Genomic DNA, 22428 nt, shown 5'->3' on the forward strand with positions numbered 1-22428 from the left:
CGGGGGATGTGGACGGCGGACGCGCGGGTCAGGGGGCCAGGTAGCCGTCGATGAGGGCGGCCAGCTCGCCGACGAGGGACTCCTCGTCGAGGAGGTCGGCGAACAGGCGGCGGGAGGTCACGGTGTTCTGCACGGTGACCATGACCAGGCGTGCCAGCACCGCCGGGTCCCCGGCGCGGATCGACCCCTCGGCCTGGCCTTGGGCGACCACGGGCCCGAGGACCTCCAGGGCGGCCCGGTGGCTCTCGCCCAGGCGCTGGAACGTGTAGGTGGTCATGAGCTCGGGCTCGGTGTCGACGATGCGCGTGAAGAGCGGGTGGTGCAGCATCGCGCGCGCCACCCCGGCGGCGTGCAGGACGAGGCGGGCGCGGACGCCCTCCCCGGCGGGGCCGTGCCCGGCCGCCGCCTCCTCGTCGAGGAGGATGCCCCGCAGCTCCCGGGTGAGCAGGTCGGCGACCAGTGCGGTGACGTCGGGCCAGCGCCGGTAGACGGTCGGCCGGCTGACCCCGGCGCGGCGGGCGACGTCGGTCAGCGTGGTGCGGCGCACCCCGAAGTCCACGACGCAGGCGCGCGCCGCGTCGAGAATGCTGTCTTCAACATTACGTTTTGACGCCATATGTAAAACTGTAGAGCATGGCTGACGAAACCACACCCCGCGGTACCCCCGAGATGAGCTGGTTCGCCTGGGGCGACCCCGCCCGGGCCCGGGAGCTGGACCCGGGACTGCGCGACCTCATCGCCCAGGTGCTGCGCACCCGGCTCACCGCGCGTCCCCCCGTCCCCGAGGAGGCGGTGGAACCGCCCCCCTCCGCCCTCTCCGAGCGGGTCCGGGCAGCGCTGGCCGCCGTCACGGGCGAAGCGCACGTGCGCACCGACGACGCCGCCAGGCTGCGGCACGCGGGCGGCAAGAGCACCCCCGACCTGCTGCGGCGCCGGGCCGGCGGGGCGGACCCCGCGCCCGACGCCGTCCTGTACCCCGCCGACCACGACGAGGTGCAGCGGCTGCTGGAGGTGTGCTCGGCCGAACGCGTCGCGGTGGTGCCCTTCGGCGGCGGCACCAGCGTGGTGGGCGGGCTGACCCCGCTGCGCGGCGGCTTCGGCGCCGTCGTCGCCCTGGACCTGCGCCGCCTGGACCGGCTGGTCTCCCTGGACACCGCGTCGATGACCGCCGTCCTGGGCGCGGGTGTGCGCGGCCCGGCGGCCGAGGCGCTGCTGGCAGAGCACGGCCTCATGCTCGGCCACCTGCCGCAGAGCCACGAGTACGCCACTATCGGCGGGTACGCCGCGACCCGTTCCAGCGGGCAGGCGTCCTCCGGGTACGGCCGCTTCGAGGACATGGTGGTCTCACTGCGGGCGGCCACCCCGCGCGGGACCCTGGAGGCGGGCGGGGTCCCGGCGTCGGCGGCCGGACCCGACCTGCGCAGGCTGCTGCTCGGCTCCGAGGGCACCCTGGGCGTGATCACCGAGGTGGGCGTCCGGGTGCGGCCGGTCCCGCGGGAGGTGCGGGACGAGGCGTGGTCGTTCCCCGACTTCGCCACCGGGGTCGACGCCCTGCGCCTGCTGGCCCAGTCGGACACCCGGCCCACCATGGCGCGGATCCTGGACGAGTCGGAGACGTTCGTGGGCGCCGCCCTGGGCGGCTCGCAGGCGCGGCCGGGCTGCCAGGCCGTCCTCGGGTTCGAGGGCTCCGGCGCCGAGGTCGCCGCCCGCGCCGCCGCGGTCGGCGAGGTGCTGGCCGGGGCGGGCGGCACCCCGCTGGGCGCGGAGCCGGTGGCCCACTGGCGGGAGAACCGGTTCTCCGCCCCCTACCTGCGCGACACCCTGCTGTCGGCCGGTGTCCTCGCCGAGACCCTGGAGACGGCGGCGAGCTGGACCGACCTGCTGCCGCTCTACTCCGCCGTGGCCGGCGCCCTGACCGGGGCGCTGGAGGGCGACGAGGGCGGCGCCCTGGTGATGTGCCACGTGTCGCACACCTACCCCACCGGGGCGTCCCTGTACTTCACGGTGGCGGCGGCGGCCGGAGCGGACCCGCTGGCGCGCTGGGAGCGCGCCAAGCGGGCGGCCTCCGACGCGATCGTCGCCCACGGCGGGACCATCACCCACCACCACGCGGTGGGCACCGACCACCGGCCGTGGATGGCCGCGGAGATCGGACCGCTGGGCGTGGAGGTGCTGCGGGCCGTCAAGGCGGCGCTGGATCCGGAGGGCGTGCTCAACCCGGGCAAGCTCATCCCCTGACCGCGGGACCGAGCGGGACCCGGGCGCGCGGGCACCGCCCGCGCGCCCGGGCGGGCTCACAGCCTCTCGGCGGTCCGCGCCAGTCGGCGCTGGAGGGTGTCGGCGAATTCGTTCATGAACTCCGCCGTCCGGCCGTCCTCCCAGTCGGAGGGCAGCGAGAACCCGATGTGGGTGTGGGTGTTGACGTCCTGGAAGACGGAGGTGCCCGACCGGGGCAGGACCTGGACGGCGGGGTCGGCGGCGAAGAGGACCGTCGCACCCGCGTCGCCCACACCGCTGGGCTCGAACACGACCCGGTCCCCTGCCTCCGTGTCCCGCCCCTGCTCCCAGTCCTCCAGCCGCCCGGCGAGGTCCGCGGCCTCCTCCTCGAAGGACTCCCGGTACAGCCCGTGGTCGTACAGGGAGACGGAGACCTCCACGACCAGGACGGTGTCCGGGTCCTTCAGCGAGCAGGAGAGCATGCCGAGGTAGCCGGTGCCGGCGAGCCCGGGGTCCTGCGCGAGCCACTCCTGCTCCTCCACGGGGACGTACCCTCCCCCGGCGGGGACGGCGTCGGTCCCGGGGGCGGTGTCGAGCGCTTCGGAGGGCAGCAGGTCGCGGCAGGGGGGCAGGGCGGTGTAGGGGCGGCCGGCCGTGTTCTCCCACACCGCGAAGCCCAGCAGCCCGGCCGCCAGCGCGGCGGCGGTCGAGGCCGCGGCGACCGCCCGGACCCGGCCGGGGCGGCGGGGCGGGTGCGGCCCGCCGGGGCGCCCGGTCCCGGGACCGGGCGGCGGGCCCGCGACGGCCGGGGGGCCGGGTGCCCCGGAAGGGGCCGGGGTGCCGGGCGCGCCGGGGAAGGCGGGGCCGCCGGGGCGGCCGGGGAAGGAGCGGTCGTCCGGGGGATGCGTCATGGGTTCCGCGGCGCCGGGGTGGGACGGCGCCGCACCTCCTCGTCGGGGTCGCGTCGTTCGCGCGGCGGCGGGGCCGCCCCCGGGTGGATACCCGCCCCGGCGGAGACCGACCCCGGCGCGGGGCACCGGATCCGGGCGGCGGGCCCGGGCCCGCGCGGCGTCAGGCGGTCTCGCCCGCGCGGCGCAGCGCGGTCTCGACGTCCCCGCCCAGGGAGCGCACGAGGTCCACCGCGTCCTCCAGTTCGAGGTCTCCGGCCTCGAACGCGTAGGTGACGCTCACCTCCAGGTTGTCGGCGATGAAGATGTTCGAGGCCATGGCGAAGGAGAAGAGGTCCGCGTCCTCGACGAACCCGACCACGATGCCGGTGTCGCCGGCGGAGCTGGTCCGCCACACGGCGTCCTGGGACGTCTCGCCGTCGATGGTGAGCGGGCCCCGGTCGCCCTGGGAGAGCTCGTCGGGGGCCTCCGTGAGGATCTTCTCGATCTCGTCGACCCCCTCCTCCCAGTCCTCGCCCCCGGGTTCGAGCACCTCGGCGAAGACCGAGAAGGCCGCGGAGGAGTCGTCGTCGGAGTCGGGGGCGATCTCGCACCGGAGGGAGCCGCGGTCGCCGTCCCCACCCTCCTCGAACTCCCCGTCGACCGACAGGCCGGTGATCTCCGCGGCGTTCTCGAAGGCGACCGCGTCGAAGACCTCGTCGCAGTCGGGGAAGGACGCGTACTCCCGCGGTGCGTTCAGGACGACGGCCGCGCCCACGCCGGCCAAGAGCACCACCGCTCCGGCGACGGCCCCGCCGACGATCATCCCTGTGCGCCGGGGCCGGGGAGCCGGGGCGCCCGGGTACCCGCCCCGCGGGTGGGGTCCGCCGGGCGGGAAGGGGCCCTGCGGGCCCCCGGGGAGACCGGGTCCTGCGGGGTGGCCCGGACCGGCGGGGAAGCCGGGGCCGCCCGGGTACCCGGGGCCCGCGGGCGGCGGGAACCCGCCCTGCGGCGGCTGCTGCGGGTACCCCGGCGGCACGGGGCCGTGGCCGTGGGGGCCCTGGGGGGTGCGGGGGCCCTGGTTCGGGTCCGGGAAGCCGTGGGGCGGCTGAACCGACATCGGGAGGAACTCCAAAGCACGGTGTTCGGGGGAGCGGGCGCGCGGAGGACGCGCCCTCGGGGGGAGGCGGCGCCGCGCGCGGGGCGCGGAACACCGGTCCAGGTTTTCACGGATCGCCCGCCCGCCCCGGCCGCGCCGGGCCGTCCTTTCCGGCCGGAACCGGCCACGGAGCGTTTCCGCGGCGCGACAATGGATGCCGTGGGACGAGGAAAACTCCGTATCTACCTGGGTTCGGCCCCCGGGGTCGGCACGACGCACAGCGCCCTGGCCGAAGCGTGCCGCCGGGCGGCCGACGGCGTGCCCGTGGTCGTCACCGCGGTGGACACGCACCGGCGCGAGCGCACCTCGGAGCTGCTGTCGCGGCTGGAGGCCGTGCCCCTGCACCCGTCGGGCTCGGTCGACACCGCGGCCGTGATCTCCCGCACGCCCCGGCTGGCGGTGGTGGACGACCTGGCGCGGCCCAACCCGCCCGGCTCCCCCAACACGACCCGCTGGCAGGACGTGGAGGAGCTGCTGGAGGCCGGGATCGACGTCCTGTCCACGGTCGGCGTCCACCACCTGGAGTCGCTCAACGACGTGGTCCACCAGATCACCGGGGTCCGCCCCGACCGCACCGTCCCCGACGACGTGGTGCGCCGGGCCGCCGAGGTGGAACTGGTCGACATCACCCCCCAGGAGCTGCGCCGCCGGATGGCGCACGGCGACATCCACCCCGCCGAGCGCGTGGACGCCGCGCTGGCCGACTACTACCGCGAGGGCAACCTGGCCGCGCTGCGCGAGCTGGCCCTGCTGTGGACCGCGGACCAGGTGGAGGCGGGGCTGGCCCGGTACCGGGGCGAGCACGAGATCCGCCGTACCTGGGAGGCGCGCGAGCGGGTCGTGGTGGCGCTGACCGGCGGCCCCGAGGGCGAGACGCTCATCCGCCGGGCGGCCCGGGTGGCGGCCCGCTCCCGGGGCGGGCACCCCCAGCCCAGCCACCTGCTGGCCGTGCACGTGGTCCCGGCGCAGGGGATCGCCCGGCCCCAGGGGGACGACCTGCTGCGCCAGCGCCGGCTGCTCGCCGAACTCGGCGGCACCTACCACCAGGTGGTCGCCAACGACGTGCCGTCGGGGCTGCTGGAGTTCGCCCGGGGGGTGCACGCCACCCAGATCGTGCTCGGCTCCTCGCGGCGGCGCGCCTGGCAGTACATGTTCGGGCCGGGGGTGGGCGCGATCGTCGCCCGCGAGTCCGGCGACATCGACGTGCACATCGTCACCCACGAGGAGGTGGGCAGCGGGCGCTGGCCGCTGCCGCCGCCGGGCCGGGGGCTGGGCGAGCACCGCCGCCTGGCGGGCTGGACGCTGGCGCTGCTGGCCCCCACCCTGATGTCCCTGGTGCTGGCGCTGCCGCCGTTCACCGACAGCGGCCCCGCCTCCGACGCCATGCTCCTGCTGCTCATCACCGTGTCCACCGCGGCGGTCGGCGGCCTGCGCCCGGCGCTGGTGTCGGCGCTGTGGAGCGCGGCCCTGCTCACCGCCCTGCTCTCGCCGCTGCACGGGCGGCCCTCGGTGTCGGTGGACAACACGCTGGCGCTGGTGGCGTTCACGCTGGTCGGAACGCTGGTGGCGATCGTCGTGGAGATGGCGGCCCGCCGGTCGGCGCAGGCGGCGCGGGCCCGGGCGGAGGCCGACGCGGTGACACTGCTGGCCGGCAGCGTCCTGTCCGGCCACGAGCCCCTGCACGCGCTGCTGCGGCGTATCCGCGAGACCTTCGGGCAGCGGTCGGCGACCCTGCTGGAGCGGGTGGACTCCTCCCCGGAGGGCGGGGGCGGCGAGGACGAGGGCGGGCCGCTGGACGGGGAGCGCTGGCGGCCGGTGCACCGCGTGGGCACCCCGGCCGCCGACTCCCCCGAGGAGGCGGACGTGCTGGTGTCGATCTCCGACACCCTGGCGCTGGCGCTGCGCGGCCGGGTGCTGCCCGCCGCGGACCGGGGGGTGCTGCGGGCGTTCGCGGCGCACATCGGGATCGCCCTGGAGCACCAGCGGCTGGAGTGGGATGCGGCCGAGGCCCGGCGCCAGGCCGCGGGCAACCGGATCCGCACCGCTCTGCTGGCCGCGGTCTCGCACGACCTGCGTACCCCGCTCACCTCGATCAAGGCGAGTCTGTCGAGCCTGCGGGCCACCGACATCACGCTGACCGGGGAGGACCGGGAGGCGCTGCTGGAGACCGTGGAGGAGTCGACCGACCGGCTCAACCGCCTCATCGACAACCTGCTCGACATGAGCCGGGTGCACACCGACAGCGTGCACCCCAAGCTGTGCCCGGTCGGCCTGGAGGAGGTCGTCCCGATCACGCTGCTCGGCCTGCCCCACGACGCGGTCACCGTGGACGTGCCCGACGGCCTGCCCCGGGTGGTGGCCGACGCCGGCCTGCTGGAGCGGGCGGTCGCCAACGTCGTCGCCAACGCGGTGCGCCACAACCCGGACCCGCGCGTCCCGGTGCTGGTGGCGGCCAGCGCGCACGGCGCCAGCGTGCAGCTGCGGGTGGTGGACCGCGGCCCGGGGGTCTCCGACGAGGGCAAGCAGCGGATGTTCGAGGCGTTCCAGCGCCTGGGGGACGCCCCCCAGGGCACGGGCGTGGGACTGGGGCTGGCGGTGGCGCGCGGCTTCGTCGAGGCGATGCACGGGACCCTCGCCCCGGAGGACACACCCGGCGGGGGGCTGACGATGGTGTTCACCCTGAAGGCGGCGGAACCGGGCGGCACGGGCGCCGCCGACGGCGCGGACGACGAGAGTGCGAGGGGGGCCGATGCGGGTCCTGGTCGTTGACGACGACATCCAGATCATCCGGGCCATGACGATCAACCTGCGGGCGCGCGGGCACGACGTGGACACCGCGGCCGACGGCGCCTGCGCGCTGCGGCTGGCCGCCGAGCGGCCCCCGGACGTGGTCCTGCTGGACCTGGGCCTGCCGGACATGGAGGGCCTGGAGGTCATCCGGCGGCTGCGGGGCTGGTCGCAGGTGCCGATCATCGTGCTCTCGGCGCGGCACTCGGCCGGGGAGAAGGTGCGCTGCCTGGACTCGGGCGCCGACGACTACGTGACCAAGCCGTTCGGGATGGACGAGCTGCTGGCCCGGATGCGGGCGGCCGAGCGGCGGTCGGCGCACACGGAGGAGGCGCCGCTGGTGCGCACCGAGTCCTTCACCGTCGACCTGGGCGCGAAGCGGGTGGTGCGCGGCGGCGAGGAGGTGAGGCTCACCCCCACCGAGTGGCACATCCTGGAGATCCTGGCCCGCAACGCCGGGCAGCTGGTGAGCCAGCGCCGCCTGCTGCACGACGTGTGGGGCCCCGCCTACCAGAGCGAGACGAACTACCTGCGGGTGTACATGGCGCAGCTGCGGCGCAAGCTGGAGCCCGACCCGGGGCGGCCCCGGTACCTCATCACGGAGGCGGGCCGGGGCTACCGGTTCGAGAACACCTCCTGAGCCGGGCCGGGCGGAGCGGCGCGGAGCGGTCAGCGGGCGGGCGCGGGGTCCCCCGCGGCCAGCTCCATGAGCAGGTCGAACTCGTCGGTGCCGACCTGGCCCCGGTTGACCTTGGAGACGGCCGCGCAGGGCGCGAAGGCGCGCACCCACTCCATCACCCGGTCGCCGTCCACGTCCGCCGCGCGGGACAGGGCGGCCACCCGGCGCCCGACCTCGGCGCGGTCGCCGGCCTTCCACAGCACCCACTCCACCGCGTCCACGGCGCCGTCTCCCAGGCAGCCGCGCGGGTCCAGGGCGACCAGGCCGCGCTCTCCCCCGTCGATGACGTTGCCGGGGTGGAGGTCGCCGTGCAGGGGGACTCCGCCCTCGCGGCCGTTGGCGAGGTCGCGGGCGCGGGCGAAGGCGCGGTGCATCACCGGGGCGGGCACCACGTCGGCGGCCGGGCCCTCGACGCGCTCGCGCTCCCACAGGTCGAAGACGAACTGCACCCGGGAGGTCAGCGGCGGCAGCTCCCGGAGCCGGGCGCGCGGCGCTTCGACGGCGTGCAGGTCGAGGATGAGGGCGCCGACGGCCTCCAGGTCTGCGGGCCGCCCCCCGGCGGCGACGGTGTCGCCCTCGACGCGCTCCATGAACACGGCTCCGTGGCGGGGGCTCACCCCCCAGACCCGCGGGACCCGTCCGGTGGGCTCCCACAGGCGCAGCAGACCGGCCTCGGCGACCGCCAGGCCGCTGTCCGGGGAGAGCTTGAGCACGCCCCTGCGGCCGTCGGCGTCCACGGCGTGCAGGACCACGGAGGTGCGGCCGTGGGGCGCGGGCCCCTCCACGGTCAGCCCCCATTCGGAGGCGAGCCGGTCGACGGCGGCGGGCAGCTCGGCCAGCCAATCGCCCACGTGCACGCCGAAGCGCCGTTCCAGGCGGCGGCGCTGCCGGTCGTCGACGAACTGCGCCGTGATGTCGTTCATACATCCACCTTCGGTCGGCTCACGTCGGTCTCCGCCGGGTCCGGGCCGCCGGCGCCCCGGCGTGGCCGGGGTCCGACCGGATCCCGGGGGTGCGCGTGTTCGCGCGTCCCGGCCGCGCGGTCGGGGAGGGGACGCGTGCGGGCGGTCGCGCGCACCGCGGGCACCGGCACGCGGCGGGTCCGTGCCCGGGGTGCGGGGAGTTCCCGCCTTAGGGGCACATACCCAGACCGGCCGCGCGGGTAACGGGCCGGCGCCGCCCCGGAGCCGGGCCGTACGCGCACGGCCGGCCCGTCGCCGGCCTCGGGGCGCGTCACGTCACCCGGAGCGGGTTCGCGCGGTTGTTCCCGGACATCTCAGACGAGCCGGCCCTTGGCCGCCCGGTGGTGGGCCAGAAGCGTGTCCACCACCAGTTCCGACGGCCACAGCGGCGCGGTGATGGCGGTGGCGTCGAGCCCGCGCAGGAGCTCGAAGTCGGGCCCGTCGACGAGCCGCCAGGCGGCGACCGCCACGTTCTCGTGGCCGTCGCGGCGCAGCCGGTCGACCGCGTCGAACACCGACGGCGCCCACGTGCGCAGGTAGCCGACCTGCACCGGGGAGGAGAGGCGGCGGCTGAGCATGCGGGCCACGTCCATGACCACCTGGCGCTCCTCGGTGCCGGTGGTGCCGTCGGCGGCCAGGACGACGCCGTCCCTGCTGCTCCACCCGGAGTCGGCGAGGCGCGCGGCCAGGTCCGCGACGATCGAGGGCACCGCGCCCAGGGGCGTGGTGTGGCAGGAGTTCTCCATCCCGCCGAGGTCGAGGCGCGAGAGGAGGTGGGCGCTGGCGACGTCCCCTCCGGCGACGAACGCCGGGACGACCACCTTGGGACCGCGGACGGAGCGGAGCGCGGCGGCCACCTGGTCGGGGCTGCCGAAGGCGGCCTCGACGGGGACCTCGCCCCGGTCCGCCACCGCTTCGGCCAGACCGTGCAGGGCCTCGCGCCGCTGGGCGTCACGCGAGTCGTCGGCTACGAGGACCATCGTCGGGACCATGCGCGGCTCCTTCGTCGTTTTCGGATCGCTGCCGTTCTCTGCGAGCCTAAAGAGGCACAGTTTCAGGGGAGTGGCCTCGTGTTACACACAGGAAAACAGCGGACAATGGCTGTGATGGTCATCACCAGAACATCTCTTGGTGCACCATAACAATCGCCGAAAAACGGGGGCGTGTCCATATGTCCGAGCAGTGGTCTACACCTCATCGAACCCCCGCCCCTTCCGGGTTTGTCGGATATTCTGCACCTGTACCGCACACCACCTGGGCCGACGCCGCACGGGCGACCTCCCCGTGGAACCGCGGACCGGAGCGACATGACCGGGGACACGTGCGGGGAACGCCACCGGGGGAAGACCGTCATTTGCACGCGGCTTCTCTGGAGAAATTCCCGGCAAAAGAATTCCCATGCATGCGCACGGTGCGGATGCACGTGCCGCAGAATGTGCGCGGGTTCCCTGCCTGACGTGACACCGAAAACGGCACCGGGTACCGCCCTGCCGCCGGACGGCGGAAAAATGGCGAAAGCGGCCTATTCCGCACGAATCCCTTGCCACACACAGAGGCCCTGTGTCAAGGGTGCAGGGCCCCCTTTTTCACCCTGGACCGCACACCACTCGTCCCGTGGGGGCAGGGTGCGAGTGCCGCGCCCTCACTTGCCATCGGTCCGAAAGGGGACTCACACTGGGAAGTGGGACACGAATGCCACTACAGCAACAGGGGTCACAACAGACCCTCCAGGCACATCGCTCCCGGGCCCCCACCCCGGACCGCGTGGTCCCGCGCACGGCACCGAATCGTCCAGACTGGAGTGAGCATGGCCGTCCACCCTCGGGTACGGACACTCGCGCAGACCTTCCTCGCACACGCCGACCGGACCTCTCCCGGCCTGGTCGAAGGCCTCTACCTGACCGGTTCCGTGGCGCTGGGCGACTTCCGCCCGCACGCCAGCGACGTCGACTTCGTCGTCGTCACCTCCCGGCGCACCGGCACGCGGGAGAACGACCTGCTCCGCCAGGCGCACGCCCGCACCCGCGCGGAGACCCCCCGGCCCCAGTTCGACGGGATCCACGTGACGTGGGACGACCTCACCCGCGACCCCGCCGCCTGCGGCCCCGTCCCCTCGGTCACCGGCGGCCGGTTCCGCGTCCGGTCCGGCGGCGACGTCAACCCGGTCACCTGGCACACCCTCGCCCGCCACGGCGTCACCGTGCGCGGCCCCCACCCGCTCGAACTCGACGTGTGGGACGAGCGGGAGAGCCTGCGCACCTGGTCCCTGGGCTCCCTCGACGAGCAGTGGCGGCGCTGGCGCGAGAAGGCCGGCCGCCTCGTCACCCCGCGCGGCCTGGCCGCCCTGGGGTCCCTCGCCCCGTCCTGGAGCGTGCTCAGCGTCAGCCGCCTGCACTTCACCCTCAAGACCGGGGAGATCACCTCCAAGTCCAGCGCGGGCGCCTACGCCCTGCACGCCTTCCCCGAGCGCTGGCAGCGCATCGTCAACGAGTGCCTGCGCGTCCGCCGCGGCGGCGCCGCCCCCTCCCTGTACGAGAGCGCGCTGGCCCGCCGCCGGGCCGCCCTCGACTACATCGAGATGGTCCTCGACGACGCCCTGCGCCCCGGCCTGGCCACCGCCTGACGCCTCCGGAACGGCCGCGCGGGGCACCGACTACCCTGAACGCATGACCCTGCGCCCCATCGTCCGCTTCGGCGATCCCGTCCTCGTCACCCCGACCACGCCCGTCACCAGGTTCGACCGGCACACCGAGGCACTGGTCAAGGATCTGCTGGACACCGTCGACGCCCCCGGCCGCGCCGGCGTGGCCGCCACCCAGATCGGGGTCGGCATGCGGGTGTTCAGCTACAACGTCGAGGGGCGCATCGGCTACGTCGTCAACCCCGAACTGGCGGAGCTCTCCGGCGGGACCCAGGACGGCGAGGAGGGCTGCCTGTCCATCCCCCGGCTCTGGTACCCCACGGTGCGCGCGGAGCGCGCCGTCGTGACCGGCGTGGACCTGCGCAACGAGCCCGTCACCGTGTCCGGCGAGGGCCTCATGGCGCGCGCCCTCCAGCACGAGACCGAGCACCTGGACGGGGTGCTGTACATCGACCGCCTCACCCCCGAGCTGCGCAAGCAGGCGCTGCGCGACATCCGGCGCTCCGACTGGTTCATGCCGCAGGCCGAGGCCGCGCCCGCGAGCCCGCTGCCGAGCGCCTTCGGCGGGATCGGCTGAACTCACCCCAAAGCGGGTCACTCCGGTCCTCGGGTGCGGGTATCTTCGGACACATCCCCGCGCACTCCCCCACAGTCCCGTGAGTACACGCACTAGGCATGTAACGCCGCGATCTCATAGGGTCGGCTGAGCATCCTCCGCCACGGTGCCCCCGTCCGGATGCCCCCCTGACCCTCTCGGAGCAGACATGACATCCACGCCCCGTCCACGGCGCGGTAGGCGCGCCGCGCTGGCCCTCGCCGCCGCCGTCGCCGCCCTCGCCGTCGCCCTCCCCGGAACCGCCCTGGCGGAGCCGGACGACGACGAGGTGGACATCGACGAGTTGGAGAGCCGCGCCGAGGAGCTGGAGGAGACCTACCAGGGTGAGCTCCTGCAGTTCACCGAGGTCAAGGAGCGCGTCGAGAAGGCCGAGGAGGACCTCGCGGAGATCGAGGAGCGGCTGGAGGGCTCACGCTCGGGGGTGTCGGCCATCGTGTCCACCCAGTACAAGACCAGCAGCAACGGGTTCGATCCGGCGTTCTCCGTGATCTTCTCCAGCGACCCCGAGGACGTGTACGGCGACGCCGCCGCCCTGAACTACCTCGGTGAGACCCAGGCCGGGCAGATCTCCGGCCTGCTGGAGACCCGCGACGAGGCCCAGGAGGTCCGCGACGAGCTCCAGGGCGAGCTGGAGGACGCCGAGGACCTCATCGAGGAGCTCGAGGAGAAGAAGGAAGAAGTCGAGGCCAAGATCGAGAAGTACGAGGAGGAGCAGGTGCCCGAGGCCCCCGAGGGCGGCGGAGGCACCGGCGACATCCCCCAGAGCGCCGTCGGCAGCGGGTGGGAGCAGACCACCCCGCGCATGGCCGCGGTCCGCGACGAGATCATCCGCAACGTCGGCGTCCCGCTGCCCGTGGGCTGCTGGCGCAGCAGCGCCGACGACCACGGCGAGGGCCGGGCCTGCGACTTCATGGTCAGCTACGGGACCCACCCCTCCGCGGACAACAAGGCCTGGGGGCAGCGGATCGCCGACTACGCGATCGGCAACGCCGACCGGCTCGGCGTGGAGTACGTGATCTGGGAGCAGCAGATCTGGCACTCGGCCAACCGCCAGTGGCGGTTCATGAACGACCGGGGCGACGTCACCCAGAACCACTACGACCACGTGCACGTCACCGCCTACTGACACGCGCCAGGGGCAGGACCGCCGCCAGCGCGGCGGCCAGCACCGCGAAGGCCGGGCCGTAGCCCAGGATCTGGATGAGCAGGCCCAGCAGCATCGCGCCCGCGCCGGCCCCGGCGTCGTAGCCGATGTTCCACACCGCGCTGGCGCGGCCCTGACCGGCCGGGCCGGCGCGGTTCAGCATGAGGGTGACGGTCTCGTTCTGGACCGCGCCGAACCCCAGGCCGAACAGGGCGGCCCCGAGCGGCACGCAGGCGGTCGGCCCCCACAGGCCCGCCGCGATCAGAGCGGTACCGCCGACCGCGGCGGCCATTCCTGGGACCAGCAGCAGCGTCCGGCCGTGGCGGTCGTAGGAGAACCCGGCGCTCCACCGGCCGACCACCACCAGCGCCGCGTAGGCGGCCAGCGAGGCGCCCACCAGCCAGGGGGTGTCCGCCAGGGGCACCGCGACGAAGGTGACGACGGCGCCGGCCGACGAGGCGGTGAGCAGCATCAGCACCAGCGGGGCGGCCAGCGAGGGCCCGCGTCCGGCGCCGGGGGCGGCCCGCGGCGGGGCGTCCAGCAGCGGCCGGTTGCGGCCTCCGTCGGCGAACCGGACGCCCAGGGACAGGGCGGCGCCCGCCAGCGAGCACAGCCCGGTGATCCAGAACGCCGCGTCGAAGCCGATGTCGAGCGCCAGGGCGACGCCGCCCGGCAGGATGACGACCTGGGGCAGGCCCACCGCCAGCCCGTAGTAGCCGGTGGCCCGGCCCACCTGCTCGGGCGGGACCAGCCGTGCGGCCATCGCCGTCCCCGCGACGCTGACCATGCCGAAGCCCACCCCGCGCACCGCGGAGACCGCGATGAGGGGCGCCAGGTCGGAGCTGAGGGCGAACAGCGGGGCGGGCAGGCCCATGATGAGCGCGCCCACCGGGAAGGCCCAGCGGTAGCCCCCGCGCTCCAGCATCCGGGGCATCGCCAGCTGGGTGAGGACCGTGGTGAGCATGAACGCCGCGGTGGTGGTCCCGGCGCCGAACTCGCCCGCCCCTCCCCGGACCGCCCACAGCGGCACCAGGGGCAGGACCGCGGCGAAGCCGCACAGGCCGACGGCGGTGGCGGCGATGAGCAGGGCGAAGCCGCGGCCCCGGAGGCCGGGGGGCGCACCGACGGGATGAGAGGGGATCATCCTCTCTTTCTAACCCATGGCGTCAATCGAGGGGGAGGCGCTCCCGCAGCCACGAGCGCAGCCGCAGCGCCAGCTCCGGGGAGACGGCCCGCTCCGCGTGGCCCATCCCGGGGACGAGCCACAGTTCCCTGGGTTCGGCGGCGGCCTCATAGATGGCGGTGGCGTGTGAGGTGGGGAAGTAGGTGTCGGCCTCGCCGTGGACCACCAGCAGGGGCGTGGGAGAGACCTCCCCGGCGATCTCCCGGGGCTCGGCCGGGCGGTCCTGCCAGCTGTGGTCGGTGACACGGACCTTGCGGAAGCTGCGCAGGAAGAAGCGGCCCGCGGTGCGGCCCACCCCCAGGTGGATCAGCCGCATGCGGCGGGTGCCGCGGTAGTACCAGCGGCTGGGCGCGCTGATGGAGACCGCGGCGGCCACGCCCCCGTAGACCGCGGCGTGGCGCACGACGACGGCGGCCCCCATGGAGAAGCCGACGGCGGCGATCGAGGTGTAGCCGAGTCCTCGCAGGTGGGAGACCACGGCCTCCAGGTCGTGGATCTCGGCGTTGCCGACGGTGCTGTGGCCCCCGGAGCCGTGGTGCCCGCGGAAGTCGAAGGTCATGACGTCGGCGATGGAGCCGAACGACTCGGCGATGGCCCGGATGTGGGGGCTGCGGTGGCTGCCGGTGAAGCCGTTGGCGAGCACGACCGCCGCGGTCCGCCCGGGGGCGCCGCGCAGCAGCACGGAGTCGATGCCGACACCGTCGGCGGTGGTGAGCCGGTAGCGGTGCGACGTGAGCTGCGGGTGGTCAAGGGCATCGGACACACCTCCATCGTGCCCGATCCTCCCCCGTCCGGAAACCCTCCCCGGGGGTGTCGGACACGACCGCGCGCGACGGAGGCGCCGCGCCCGCGGTCGGAGGCGTCGCGCGGGGAGGTCAGTCCTCGCCGTAGCGCCGGTCGATCCACTCGTCGGGGTAGAGCCGGCGGCCCCCGTCCTCCTCCGGTGCGCCGCCGAGGAGGTCACCGCCGCTGTCGGGCCCGCCGGTGGCGTGGCGGCCCCGTTCCGGGCCCTGCCGCCGCGGTTCCGGGGCGGGCGGGCCCCAGACGGGGGCGTCCGGCCGGTGGGCGCCGCCGGGGTACCCCGTCCCGTCCGGGTGGGGGGCCGCCCGCGGCCCGGGGCCGTGGGCCCCGGAGTAGGGGTCGGCCTCCCGGGGCGGCGGGCCGGAGGAAGCGGCGCCGTGGGCGGGAGGGCCGTCCGCCGGAGCGCCGTAGGGGCCGGTCCCCTGTCGGGGTTCGGAGGACCACGGGGCGGGCCCCGCGTCGCGGTACGGGTCCGGCCCGCCGTACGGGGACGGCCCCGGGGCCGGGGTCCCCCGGCCGGCTTCCGGACCGCCGTAGGAGTCCGCGCCCCGCACGGGCGCGGGAGGCCGCGCACCGAACCCCTGGGCGCCGGGCCACGGGGGCTGCCCGGGGGACGGTGAGGCGGGCGGTCCCTGTGCCGGGCCGTCGCCCCAGGGGGCGGCCCCGGCCCGCGGGCCCGGCCGCTGCTCGGGGGACCACGGCGCGGGTCCCGCCCGGCGGTAGGGGTCCGGCCCGCCGTACGGGGGTTCCCCCGGAGGGATCCCCGGGCCGGGCCGCGGGCCGCCGGGGGCTTCGGCGCCCCGCGCGGATGCGGGAGGGCGCCCGTCGAGCCCCTGGGCGTCGGACCACGGCGGCGGTTCCACGGGCGGCCGGGCGGGCGGGCCGCCCGCCGCGGGACCCCAGGGGGAGGCCTCCCGGCCCTGCGGCTCGGCGGGACGGGACGGGGCGGGGTCCGTACCGCCGTAGGGGTCCGTACCGCCGTACGGGGACGGCCCCGCGGCCGGCCCGGGGGCGAAGGGGGCGCCGCCGCGGGCCTGCGGGCCGCCCGCCGGGGAACCCCAGGCGGCGGCATCCTGTCGGGGACCGCCCAACGGCTCCGCGGAGACCGGGGCACCGGGCGCGGGCGGGGCGCCCGCAGGGGGGTTCCAGGCGGCGGCATCCTGTCGGAGACCGCCCAACGGCTCCGCGGAGACCGGGGCACCGGGCGCGGGCGGGGCGGAGTCCGCGGTTCGGGGAGCGCTCGGCGGCACGGCCGGGGAGGCGTGCGTCGGCGCGGCGGCGAGGGCCGGGAGGCCCTGGGGCGGGGTCGCGGGGACGGCGGGAGCGGGGTCCCCGGGGCCGGCTCCCCCGTCCGCCGCCCCGTGGTCGTCCCCGTCGTGGTCGTCATGGTCGTCGTAGGCGTCGTGGTCGTCGTAGGCGTACGACTCCTCGCGCAGCCGTGCCGGCGGGAACGCCAGCGACCGCAGGTTCAGCGCCACGTGCACCAGGACCGGGACCCACAGGCTGCCCGTCCCCAGGTACAGCACCACGAACAGCGTGCCCGACGCCCCGGCGCTGACCAGCCCCCACCAGCCCTGGTACAGGTAGGCCACCGCGAAGAGCAGCACCGACAGGACCGCACCCGCCCACAGCGGGACGCCCATGCCCGCCACCAGGCCGATGAACAGTCCCCGGTAGAGCAGTTCCGCGCACAGCCCGCCGGTGACGGCGACCCCCACCGCGGCCAGGCGCTCGTTGCGCGTGTAGGGGATCAGCAGCCACCGGTCCCGTTCGGGCTCGGGCAGGGACGCAGGCCGGTCCGCGGCCGCGCGGCGCCCGCCGCGTCCCCGCTTGCGGGGCGCGCGCCGGGGCAGCCGGGACGTGAGCCACGACGGCATCCCGTTGACCAGCACCCACAGCACGGCCAGGGCGATCAGCCCGCCCAGCGCTCCGCCCAGCACCGGCCCCAGGGCGTCCGGCAGCCGGAGCCCGAGGTCGGAGGCCCCCAGGTCCGGGGAGGCGAGCAGCACGACCGCCACCAGCACGCCCCACAGCACGTGCACGCCCATGGTCACGGCGTGCACCCTGACCAGCGCGTTCGCGTCGGTGTCGCGACGCCGGGACAGCCAGGCGAAGGTCCGCCTGCCGAGGAGTGGCTCGCCGAACGCCGCGAAGAAGAGCAGCAGGACCGTCAGCAGGGTCCCCGCGAGGCTGAACTGAGGAAGTGTCTCGGACCATGGCACGGGGCAATAGTAGGGGCCCGAAACCAGTCATAGAGCACATGCCGGATACCGGAATCCCCCGACCCCTTGTGGTCGTCCCGATCACGAGCGACCGTAGTGAGTGTCACAGGTCACACCGAGGTCGGTGACCGCCGCCCCGACGTGGCCCCGAACGGATCCCGAAGGGCAGGGCAGTGGGGATGGTCGATCGAACCGTAGCCGTACCGAGGGCCGCAGGGCCCGCGCACATCCGCAACATCGCGCTGGTGGGCCCGGCGGGGGCCGGGAAGACAAGCCTGGTCGAGGCCCTCCTCCACGCCGCCGGCGCGCTCCACCGCACCGGCAGCGTGGAGGAGGGCACCACCGTCAGCGACCGCGACGAGGTCGAGATCCGCCAGAAGCGCTCGGTGCACCTGACCCTCAACCCGGTCATGGTCGGCGACGTGAAGGTGAACCTGCTGGACACCCCGGGCTACGCGGACTTCATCGGCGCCCTGCGGGCCGGGCTCCGCGGCGCCGACGCCGCCCTGTTCGTCGTCTCCGCTCTGGAGGGCGTGGACGGGCGCACCCGCGCGCTGTGGGAGGAGTGCGCGGCGGTGGGCATGCCGCGGGCGGTGGCGGTCACCAAGGTCGACCACCCCCGCGCCGACTTCGAGGACGTGGTCGCCCAGTGCCGCGCGGCCTTCGGCGACGGCGTCCACGCCGCCTACCTCCCGGCCTTCGAGGGGTCGGGCGAGGACCGGCGGGTGACCGGGCTGTGGGGCCTGGTCTCCGAGCGCTACCACGACTACGACTCGCGCGAGGGGCACACCCCGCCGGAGAACCTGAGCGACCGGGCCGCGGCCCTGCGCGAGATCCTCGTGGAGGAGGTCATCACCGAGAGCGAGGACGAGGTCCTCATGGAGCGCTACACGGAGGGCGGGGTGCTCGACCCGGACCTGCTCATCGCCGACCTCCAGAAGGCCGTGGCCGCGGGCGGCTTCCACCCGGTGCTGGCGATCGGCACCACCACGGGGGTGGGGGTGCGCGAACTGCTGCGCGAGCTCCCGGTGTCCTGCCCCGACCCCACCCGCCGCCCCTTCCCCGAGGTGGTGGACCCGCAGACCCGGCCGGTGCGCGGCCTGTCCTGCGACCCGGACGGCCCGCTGGTGGCCGAGGTGCTGGCGACGGCCGGCGACCCGTACGTGGGCCGCACCGGCCTGGTCCGGGTGTTCTCGGGGACGCTGTCCCCGGACTCGGTGGTCCACCTGCACGGCCACGGCGTCCCGTCGGGGCCGACCGGATCGGACGAGCCGGACACCTCCGGGCGCGACGGCCGCGCGGGCGCCCTGTCGGTGCCGGTGGGCCGGGGCGGCCGCCCCGTGGGCGCGGTGGGCGCCGGCGACGTCTGCCTGGTGGCCAGGCTGCCGGACGCCCGTACCGGCGACACGGTCTCCTCGCCGGAGCGCCCGCTGCGGGTGGCGCCGTGGCGCTTCCCCGAACCGCTGCTGCCCGTGGCCATCGCCGCCGCGACCTCCTCCGACGAGGACAAGCTGTCCCACGCGGTGGCCGGGCTCGTGGCCGAGGACCCGTCGCTGCGGGTCGAGGTCAACGCGGAGACCCGCCAGATGGTGCTGTGGACGCTGGGCGAGGCGCACCTGGACGCGGCCCTGGACCGGCTGGAGCACCGGTTCGGCGTGCGGGTGGAGACCTCCGAGGTGCGGGTCCCGCTGCGCGCCACCTTCTCCTGCCCGGCCGAGGGGCTGGGCCGCAACGTCAAGCAGAGCGGCGGGCACGGCGAGTTCGGCATCTGCCGCATCAGGGTGGAGCCCCTGGAGTCGGGGGCCGGCCTGGAGTTCGTGGACGGGATCGTGGGCGGGGCGGTACCGCGTCAGTTCATCCCGTCCGTGGAGAAGGGCGTGCGCGCCCAGATGGCCGACGGCGTCGACACCGGCCATCCCCTGGTGGACATCCGGGTGACGCTCTACGACGGCAAGGCGCACTCGGTGGACTCCTCCGACATGGCGTTCCAGAAGGCGGCCCGGCTCGCGCTGCGGGACGCGGCCGCCACCGCGGAGCTGGCGGTGCTGGAGCCGGTGGACGCGGTGGAGGTCGAGGTCGACGGCGAGCTGCTGGGAACGGTCATGAGCGACCTGTCGGCGCGGCGCGGCCGGGTGGTGGGCTCCGAGCCCTCCCCCGGCGGGCGGGCCGTGATCCGGGCGGAGGTCCCGGAGCTGGAGATCACCCGCTACGCCGTGGAGCTGCGCTCGCTGTCGCACGGAACGGGCGCGTTCACCCGCCGCTACCTGCGCCACGAGCCGCTGCCGCCGAGGATGGCGGCCGGACTGCCCCGGCAGCGCGGCGGGGCCTGAGGCTCACAGGATCCGCCCGGGCCGCCCCCGGTCGGCCAGGGCGGCGAAGCGGAACGTGTTCACGGGGTGGCTGGACAGGAGGTTGACCAGGAGCACGAAGAACCCGGTGTCGGTGCGGGCCCGGTCGGCGATGTCCTGGAAGTCGACGGCGGGGTACAGGTACTTGCCCGCCGCCATGACCCGGAAGCCCTGCATCCCCTCGGGGCAGAACGCGTACGCGTGGTTGTCGGCGGTGTACTCCTGGGCCCGCCCCAGGGTGCTGCCCACCCCGGGGATGACGTTGGCGACGGAGATCCCGAACTGCCGCCAGAACGACGTGTGCCCGGCGGCGATGTGCCCGACCTCGTGGCCGATGAAGAACCGCAGCGCGTCGTGGTCCCCCGACCGCACCCCCACCTCGAACAGGTCGCTGTTGAGGGCGACGTAGCGACGCGACCCGTGCCCGGACGCGAAGGCGTTGATCACCCCGTTGCCGAGCACGACGTAGGCCTCGGGGACCCGCCGCATCCCGAACGCCCGCGCCGCGTCGGCCACCATCCGGTGCACCTCGGGGAACTGCGCCTCGGTGATGCGCACCCCGTTGACACGCTGGCGCGCGTACAGCTGGCCGCGGACGAAGTACACCAGGGCGGGGATGCTCAGGAGCAGCAGCGGTTCGTTGGGATCGCCGGAGTAGGCGCGGCTGACCGCGCCCACCACCGCGAACAGGGTCACCCCGACGCACATCGCCAGCAGCGGGACCTCCCGGGGGTGCCGCAGCGAGCGGACGGTCCCGGGGTCCCCCCAGCGGCGGGGGAGCACCCCCACCGGAGATCAGCGGTACTCGGAGCCGGGCCGGTCCTCGTCGGGCCCGGGGGGCGGCGCGTGGTGGGCGCTGCCCTGCGGCGGCGGACCTCCGAACGCGGGTCCGGCCGGGGGCCGCCGGGGCTCGTCCTCCTCGTCCAGGAACGCGGCCATGTCCGCCGAGAGGGTCGACTCCTCGACCTTCTCGCTGCGCCACTCCTCGCGCAGCTCCTCGTCCTGGGAGTTGAACACGGCGCCCATGTCGGCGTCGTGGGTGGAGTCGGCCGCCTTGGGCGCGTCCCAGCCCGACGCCAGGAAGGCGCTGTCGTAGGCGTCGTTGTAGTCGCCGGCGTCCTGGGGCCCGGAGGGCGGGTCGGCGGCGGGCGCGTCGTGGGCGCCGCCCGCGTCCGCGGGCGCCGGGACGTCCTCCGGGGCGGGCCCGGGGAAGACCGAGCCGGACGGCGCGGGCGCACCCTCCCGGTCGCTGCCCAGGTAGGACAGGGCCGCGACGGTGAGGGCGGCCAGCCCGGCCCGCAGGGCGGGCTCGCGGGCGGGCGCGAAGAACGGGGAGTGGTTGCTGGGGACGTTCCCGAGCTTCTCGTAGGGCGTGTCGCCGGGGGCGGCGTCCCACACGTCGTGCGGGGTGGCCCCGACGAACCAGAACACGTACGGGATGGGCCGCGGGTCGTCGGGCAGCCCGAAGTACCCGAAGTCCTCGGTGGACGGGGACGGGTCGGGCAGGTGGATGACGTACTGGTCGCCGAAGTAGGCGCGGTGGGCGGAGGCGACCGCGGAGACGGTGTCGGGGTCGTTGCGGGTGACGCCGGCGCCCTGGAACCGCTCGATCTCGGGCTCGCGGACGGCGCCGGAGGCCGCGGCCTCGGCGCGCACGATGCGCTCGATGGACTCTTCGAGCCGGGTGGCGACGGCGTCGTTGAGGGAGCGGGTGTTGATCTCCAGGTAGGCCTCGTCGGGGATGATGTTGGCCTTGGTCCCGGCGTGGATGCGGCCGACGGTGAGGACGGCCATCTCGCTGGGGCTGACCTCGCGGGAGACCACGCCCTGGAGGCGCGTGACGATGTTGGCCGCGATGAGCACCGGGTCGACCGCGGTGTGGGGCTGGGAGGCGTGCCCGCCCTCGCCGTGGACCCGGACCCGGTAGGAGGCGGAGGAGCCGAGGATGACCCCGGCGCGGTGGGAGATGAGCCCGGCGGGCTGGGGGCCCAGGTGCTGGCCCAGTACGACGTCGGGGCGGCCGAAACGCTCGAAGAGCCCGTCGGCGAGCATCTTCTGCGCGCCGTCGAGGGTCTCCTCACCCGGTTGGGCGACGATCATCACGGTGCCGGACCACTCCTCGCGGGTCTCCGACAGGAGGTCGGCGGCGCCGACCAGGCAGGCCGTGTGGGCGTCGTGGCCGCAGGCGTGCATGACGGGCACGTCCGCCCCGTCGCCGTCGGTGGTGCGGGAGGTGCTGGCGTAGGGCAGCCCGGTCTTCTCCTCCACGGGGAGCGCGTCCATGTCGGCGCGGAGCATGACCGTGGGGCCGGGGCCGTTGCGCAAGACGCCCACGACCCCGGTGCCGCCGACGCCCTTGTGGACCTCGTAGCCGGTGCGGGTCAGCCACTCGGCGACGCCGCTGGCGGTGCGGTACTCCGCGTGGGAGAGTTCCGGGTTCTTGTGGAGATCGACGTAGAACCCCTCCACGAGAGGGAAGAGCTCGTCGAGGAGTCGCATGACCACGCCCCCGTGCTGGGCTGCACGGTTCGGGTCCACCGCGTGCGGCACGGCATTCCACCGCCTTCTTGTTGCTCGACCGGGCTTGTCGCGCCCGGCGGGCGCCACCTGACGGCACAGCCTATCGGCGCGACCGCCACGCCCCCACACTGACATGTTCGCGCCGGTCCGCACCACCGCCGTGCTCCCGGGGTGCGGCGCGGCGACGCGGATGGGTTAAGGTCTGCACACGGAACGGCGTCCCCACACCCGAAACGTGCTCACACGCCACACGGGTCCCCCC

Annotated in this window: 17 protein-coding genes; 7 read left to right on the top strand and 10 right to left on the bottom strand. The window is 75.3% G+C overall.

All coding sequences use genetic code 11. The features are described from left to right. Positions 1–28 precede the first annotated feature (28 nt). Positions 29–616 carry a TetR/AcrR family transcriptional regulator gene (locus BUE45_RS13855; RefSeq protein WP_073379731.1) on the bottom strand — a complete coding sequence of 196 codons (588 nt, stop codon included), beginning with the start codon at positions 614–616 and terminating at the stop codon, positions 29–31. A 17-nt stretch (positions 617–633) separates the two neighbouring features. On the opposite strand from BUE45_RS13855, the gene BUE45_RS13860 reads away from it, so the two are divergent. After that, positions 634–2238 (top strand): FAD-binding oxidoreductase, encoded by a 1605-nt coding sequence (locus BUE45_RS13860; RefSeq protein WP_178378530.1) that lies wholly within the window; start codon positions 634–636, stop codon positions 2236–2238. A 56-nt stretch (positions 2239–2294) separates the two neighbouring features. Here the strand turns inward: BUE45_RS13860 and BUE45_RS13865 are convergent, their stop codons facing one another. Both BUE45_RS13865 and BUE45_RS13870 read right to left on the bottom strand, forming a co-directional pair. After that, on the bottom strand, positions 2295–3128 hold the full coding sequence (locus tag BUE45_RS13865; protein ID WP_073379733.1) for a hypothetical protein: 834 nt from the start codon (positions 3126–3128) through the stop codon (positions 2295–2297). A 160-nt stretch (positions 3129–3288) separates the two neighbouring features. Beyond that, entirely contained in the window at positions 3289–3930 is a 642-nt protein-coding gene (locus BUE45_RS13870; protein WP_178378531.1) for a hypothetical protein, read from the bottom strand. A gap of 483 nt (positions 3931–4413) precedes the next feature. Here BUE45_RS13870 and BUE45_RS13875 point away from each other — a divergent pair, with 483 nt between their 5' ends. Both BUE45_RS13875 and BUE45_RS13880 read left to right on the top strand, forming a co-directional pair. Continuing rightward, a complete protein-coding gene (locus BUE45_RS13875; protein ID WP_073379735.1) occupies positions 4414–7032 on the top strand; it encodes an ATP-binding protein in 2619 nt (872 codons plus the stop codon). Beyond that, positions 7013–7690: a response regulator gene (locus tag BUE45_RS13880; RefSeq protein ID WP_073379736.1), complete on the top strand. Its 678-nt coding sequence runs from the start codon at positions 7013–7015 to the stop codon at positions 7688–7690. Before BUE45_RS13875 ends, BUE45_RS13880 begins: the two co-directional genes overlap by 20 nt. A gap of 29 nt (positions 7691–7719) precedes the next feature. On the opposite strand, the gene BUE45_RS13885 is transcribed toward BUE45_RS13880, so the two are convergent. Beyond that, positions 7720–8652, bottom strand: coding sequence for an aminoglycoside phosphotransferase family protein (locus BUE45_RS13885; protein WP_073379737.1), 933 nt, complete (start codon positions 8650–8652; stop codon positions 7720–7722). Positions 8653–9005: 353 nt separating this feature from the next. Continuing rightward, positions 9006–9683: a sirohydrochlorin chelatase gene (locus tag BUE45_RS13890; protein ID WP_073379738.1), complete on the bottom strand. Its 678-nt coding sequence runs from the start codon at positions 9681–9683 to the stop codon at positions 9006–9008. Positions 9684–10498: 815 nt separating this feature from the next. Here BUE45_RS13890 and BUE45_RS13895 point away from each other — a divergent pair. The 3 genes from BUE45_RS13895 (at position 10499) to BUE45_RS13905 (ending at position 13074) form a co-directional block, all read left to right on the top strand. Further along, complete coding sequence (locus BUE45_RS13895; protein WP_073379739.1) at positions 10499–11314, top strand: aminoglycoside adenylyltransferase domain-containing protein; 816 nt, start codon at positions 10499–10501, stop codon at positions 11312–11314. 43 nt (positions 11315–11357) lie between these two features. Further along, positions 11358–11909 carry a peptide deformylase gene (locus tag BUE45_RS13900; protein ID WP_073379740.1) on the top strand — a complete coding sequence of 184 codons (552 nt, stop codon included), beginning with the start codon at positions 11358–11360 and terminating at the stop codon, positions 11907–11909. A gap of 187 nt (positions 11910–12096) precedes the next feature. Further along, the gene (locus BUE45_RS13905; RefSeq protein ID WP_073379741.1) at positions 12097–13074 is read left to right on the top strand and encodes a coiled-coil domain-containing protein; all 978 of its coding nucleotides are present in this window, start codon (positions 12097–12099) and stop codon (positions 13072–13074) included. Here BUE45_RS13905 and BUE45_RS13910 read toward each other — a convergent pair. From BUE45_RS13910 to BUE45_RS33365, 3 genes are all read right to left on the bottom strand, one after another. Further along, positions 13061–14236, bottom strand: a complete 1176-nt coding sequence (locus BUE45_RS13910) for an MFS transporter (RefSeq protein WP_073379742.1) — start codon at positions 14234–14236, stop codon at positions 13061–13063. The genes BUE45_RS13905 and BUE45_RS13910 overlap by 14 nt on opposite strands. Positions 14237–14258: 22 nt before the next feature. Further along, positions 14259–15038: an alpha/beta hydrolase gene (locus tag BUE45_RS13915; protein ID WP_073379743.1), complete on the bottom strand. Its 780-nt coding sequence runs from the start codon at positions 15036–15038 to the stop codon at positions 14259–14261. Positions 15039–15150: 112 nt separating this feature from the next. Next, positions 15151–17298, bottom strand: coding sequence for a CPBP family glutamic-type intramembrane protease (locus BUE45_RS33365; RefSeq protein ID WP_073379744.1), 2148 nt, complete (start codon positions 17296–17298; stop codon positions 15151–15153). Between the two features lie 179 nt (positions 17299–17477). Here BUE45_RS33365 and BUE45_RS13925 point away from each other — a divergent pair, with 179 nt between their 5' ends. Beyond that, the gene (locus tag BUE45_RS13925) at positions 17478–19628 is read left to right on the top strand and encodes an elongation factor G-like protein EF-G2 (RefSeq protein WP_073379745.1); all 2151 of its coding nucleotides are present in this window, start codon (positions 17478–17480) and stop codon (positions 19626–19628) included. Positions 19629–19631: 3 nt separating this feature from the next. Here BUE45_RS13925 and BUE45_RS13930 read toward each other — a convergent pair whose 3' ends face one another. Both BUE45_RS13930 and BUE45_RS13935 read right to left on the bottom strand, forming a co-directional pair. Next, a complete protein-coding gene (locus BUE45_RS13930; protein ID WP_073379873.1) occupies positions 19632–20354 on the bottom strand; it encodes a M48 family metallopeptidase in 723 nt (240 codons plus the stop codon). 87 nt (positions 20355–20441) lie between these two features. Beyond that, positions 20442–22145 carry an amidohydrolase gene (locus tag BUE45_RS13935; protein WP_073379874.1) on the bottom strand — a complete coding sequence of 568 codons (1704 nt, stop codon included), beginning with the start codon at positions 22143–22145 and terminating at the stop codon, positions 20442–20444. Between the last annotated feature and the right edge of the window lie 283 nt (positions 22146–22428).

It is taken from the genome of Nocardiopsis flavescens (assembly GCF_900141985.1).
Taxonomy (GTDB): domain Bacteria; phylum Actinomycetota; class Actinomycetes; order Streptosporangiales; family Streptosporangiaceae; genus Nocardiopsis; species Nocardiopsis flavescens.

Coding starts and splice junctions, on each gene's coding strand:
- BUE45_RS13875 (WP_073379735.1), top strand. CDS start 4,414: ATGGATGCCGTGGGACGAGGAAAACTCCGTATCTACCTGGGTTCGGCC.
- BUE45_RS13895 (WP_073379739.1), top strand. CDS start 10,499: ATGGCCGTCCACCCTCGGGTACGGACACTCGCGCAGACCTTCCTCGCA.
- BUE45_RS13880 (WP_073379736.1), top strand. CDS start 7,013: ATGCGGGTCCTGGTCGTTGACGACGACATCCAGATCATCCGGGCCATG.
- BUE45_RS13900 (WP_073379740.1), top strand. CDS start 11,358: ATGACCCTGCGCCCCATCGTCCGCTTCGGCGATCCCGTCCTCGTCACC.
- BUE45_RS13855 (WP_073379731.1), bottom strand. CDS start 616: ATGGCGTCAAAACGTAATGTTGAAGACAGCATTCTCGACGCGGCGCGC.
- BUE45_RS13865 (WP_073379733.1), bottom strand. CDS start 3,128: ATGACGCATCCCCCGGACGACCGCTCCTTCCCCGGCCGCCCCGGCGGC.
- BUE45_RS13930 (WP_073379873.1), bottom strand. CDS start 20,354: ATGTGCGTCGGGGTGACCCTGTTCGCGGTGGTGGGCGCGGTCAGCCGC.
- BUE45_RS13870 (WP_178378531.1), bottom strand. CDS start 3,930: ATGATCGTCGGCGGGGCCGTCGCCGGAGCGGTGGTGCTCTTGGCCGGC.
- BUE45_RS13860 (WP_178378530.1), top strand. CDS start 634: ATGGCTGACGAAACCACACCCCGCGGTACCCCCGAGATGAGCTGGTTC.
- BUE45_RS13885 (WP_073379737.1), bottom strand. CDS start 8,652: ATGAACGACATCACGGCGCAGTTCGTCGACGACCGGCAGCGCCGCCGC.
- BUE45_RS13905 (WP_073379741.1), top strand. CDS start 12,097: ATGACATCCACGCCCCGTCCACGGCGCGGTAGGCGCGCCGCGCTGGCC.
- BUE45_RS13890 (WP_073379738.1), bottom strand. CDS start 9,683: ATGGTCCCGACGATGGTCCTCGTAGCCGACGACTCGCGTGACGCCCAG.
- BUE45_RS13925 (WP_073379745.1), top strand. CDS start 17,478: ATGGTCGATCGAACCGTAGCCGTACCGAGGGCCGCAGGGCCCGCGCAC.
- BUE45_RS13910 (WP_073379742.1), bottom strand. CDS start 14,236: ATGATCCCCTCTCATCCCGTCGGTGCGCCCCCCGGCCTCCGGGGCCGC.
- BUE45_RS13935 (WP_073379874.1), bottom strand. CDS start 22,145: ATGCGACTCCTCGACGAGCTCTTCCCTCTCGTGGAGGGGTTCTACGTC.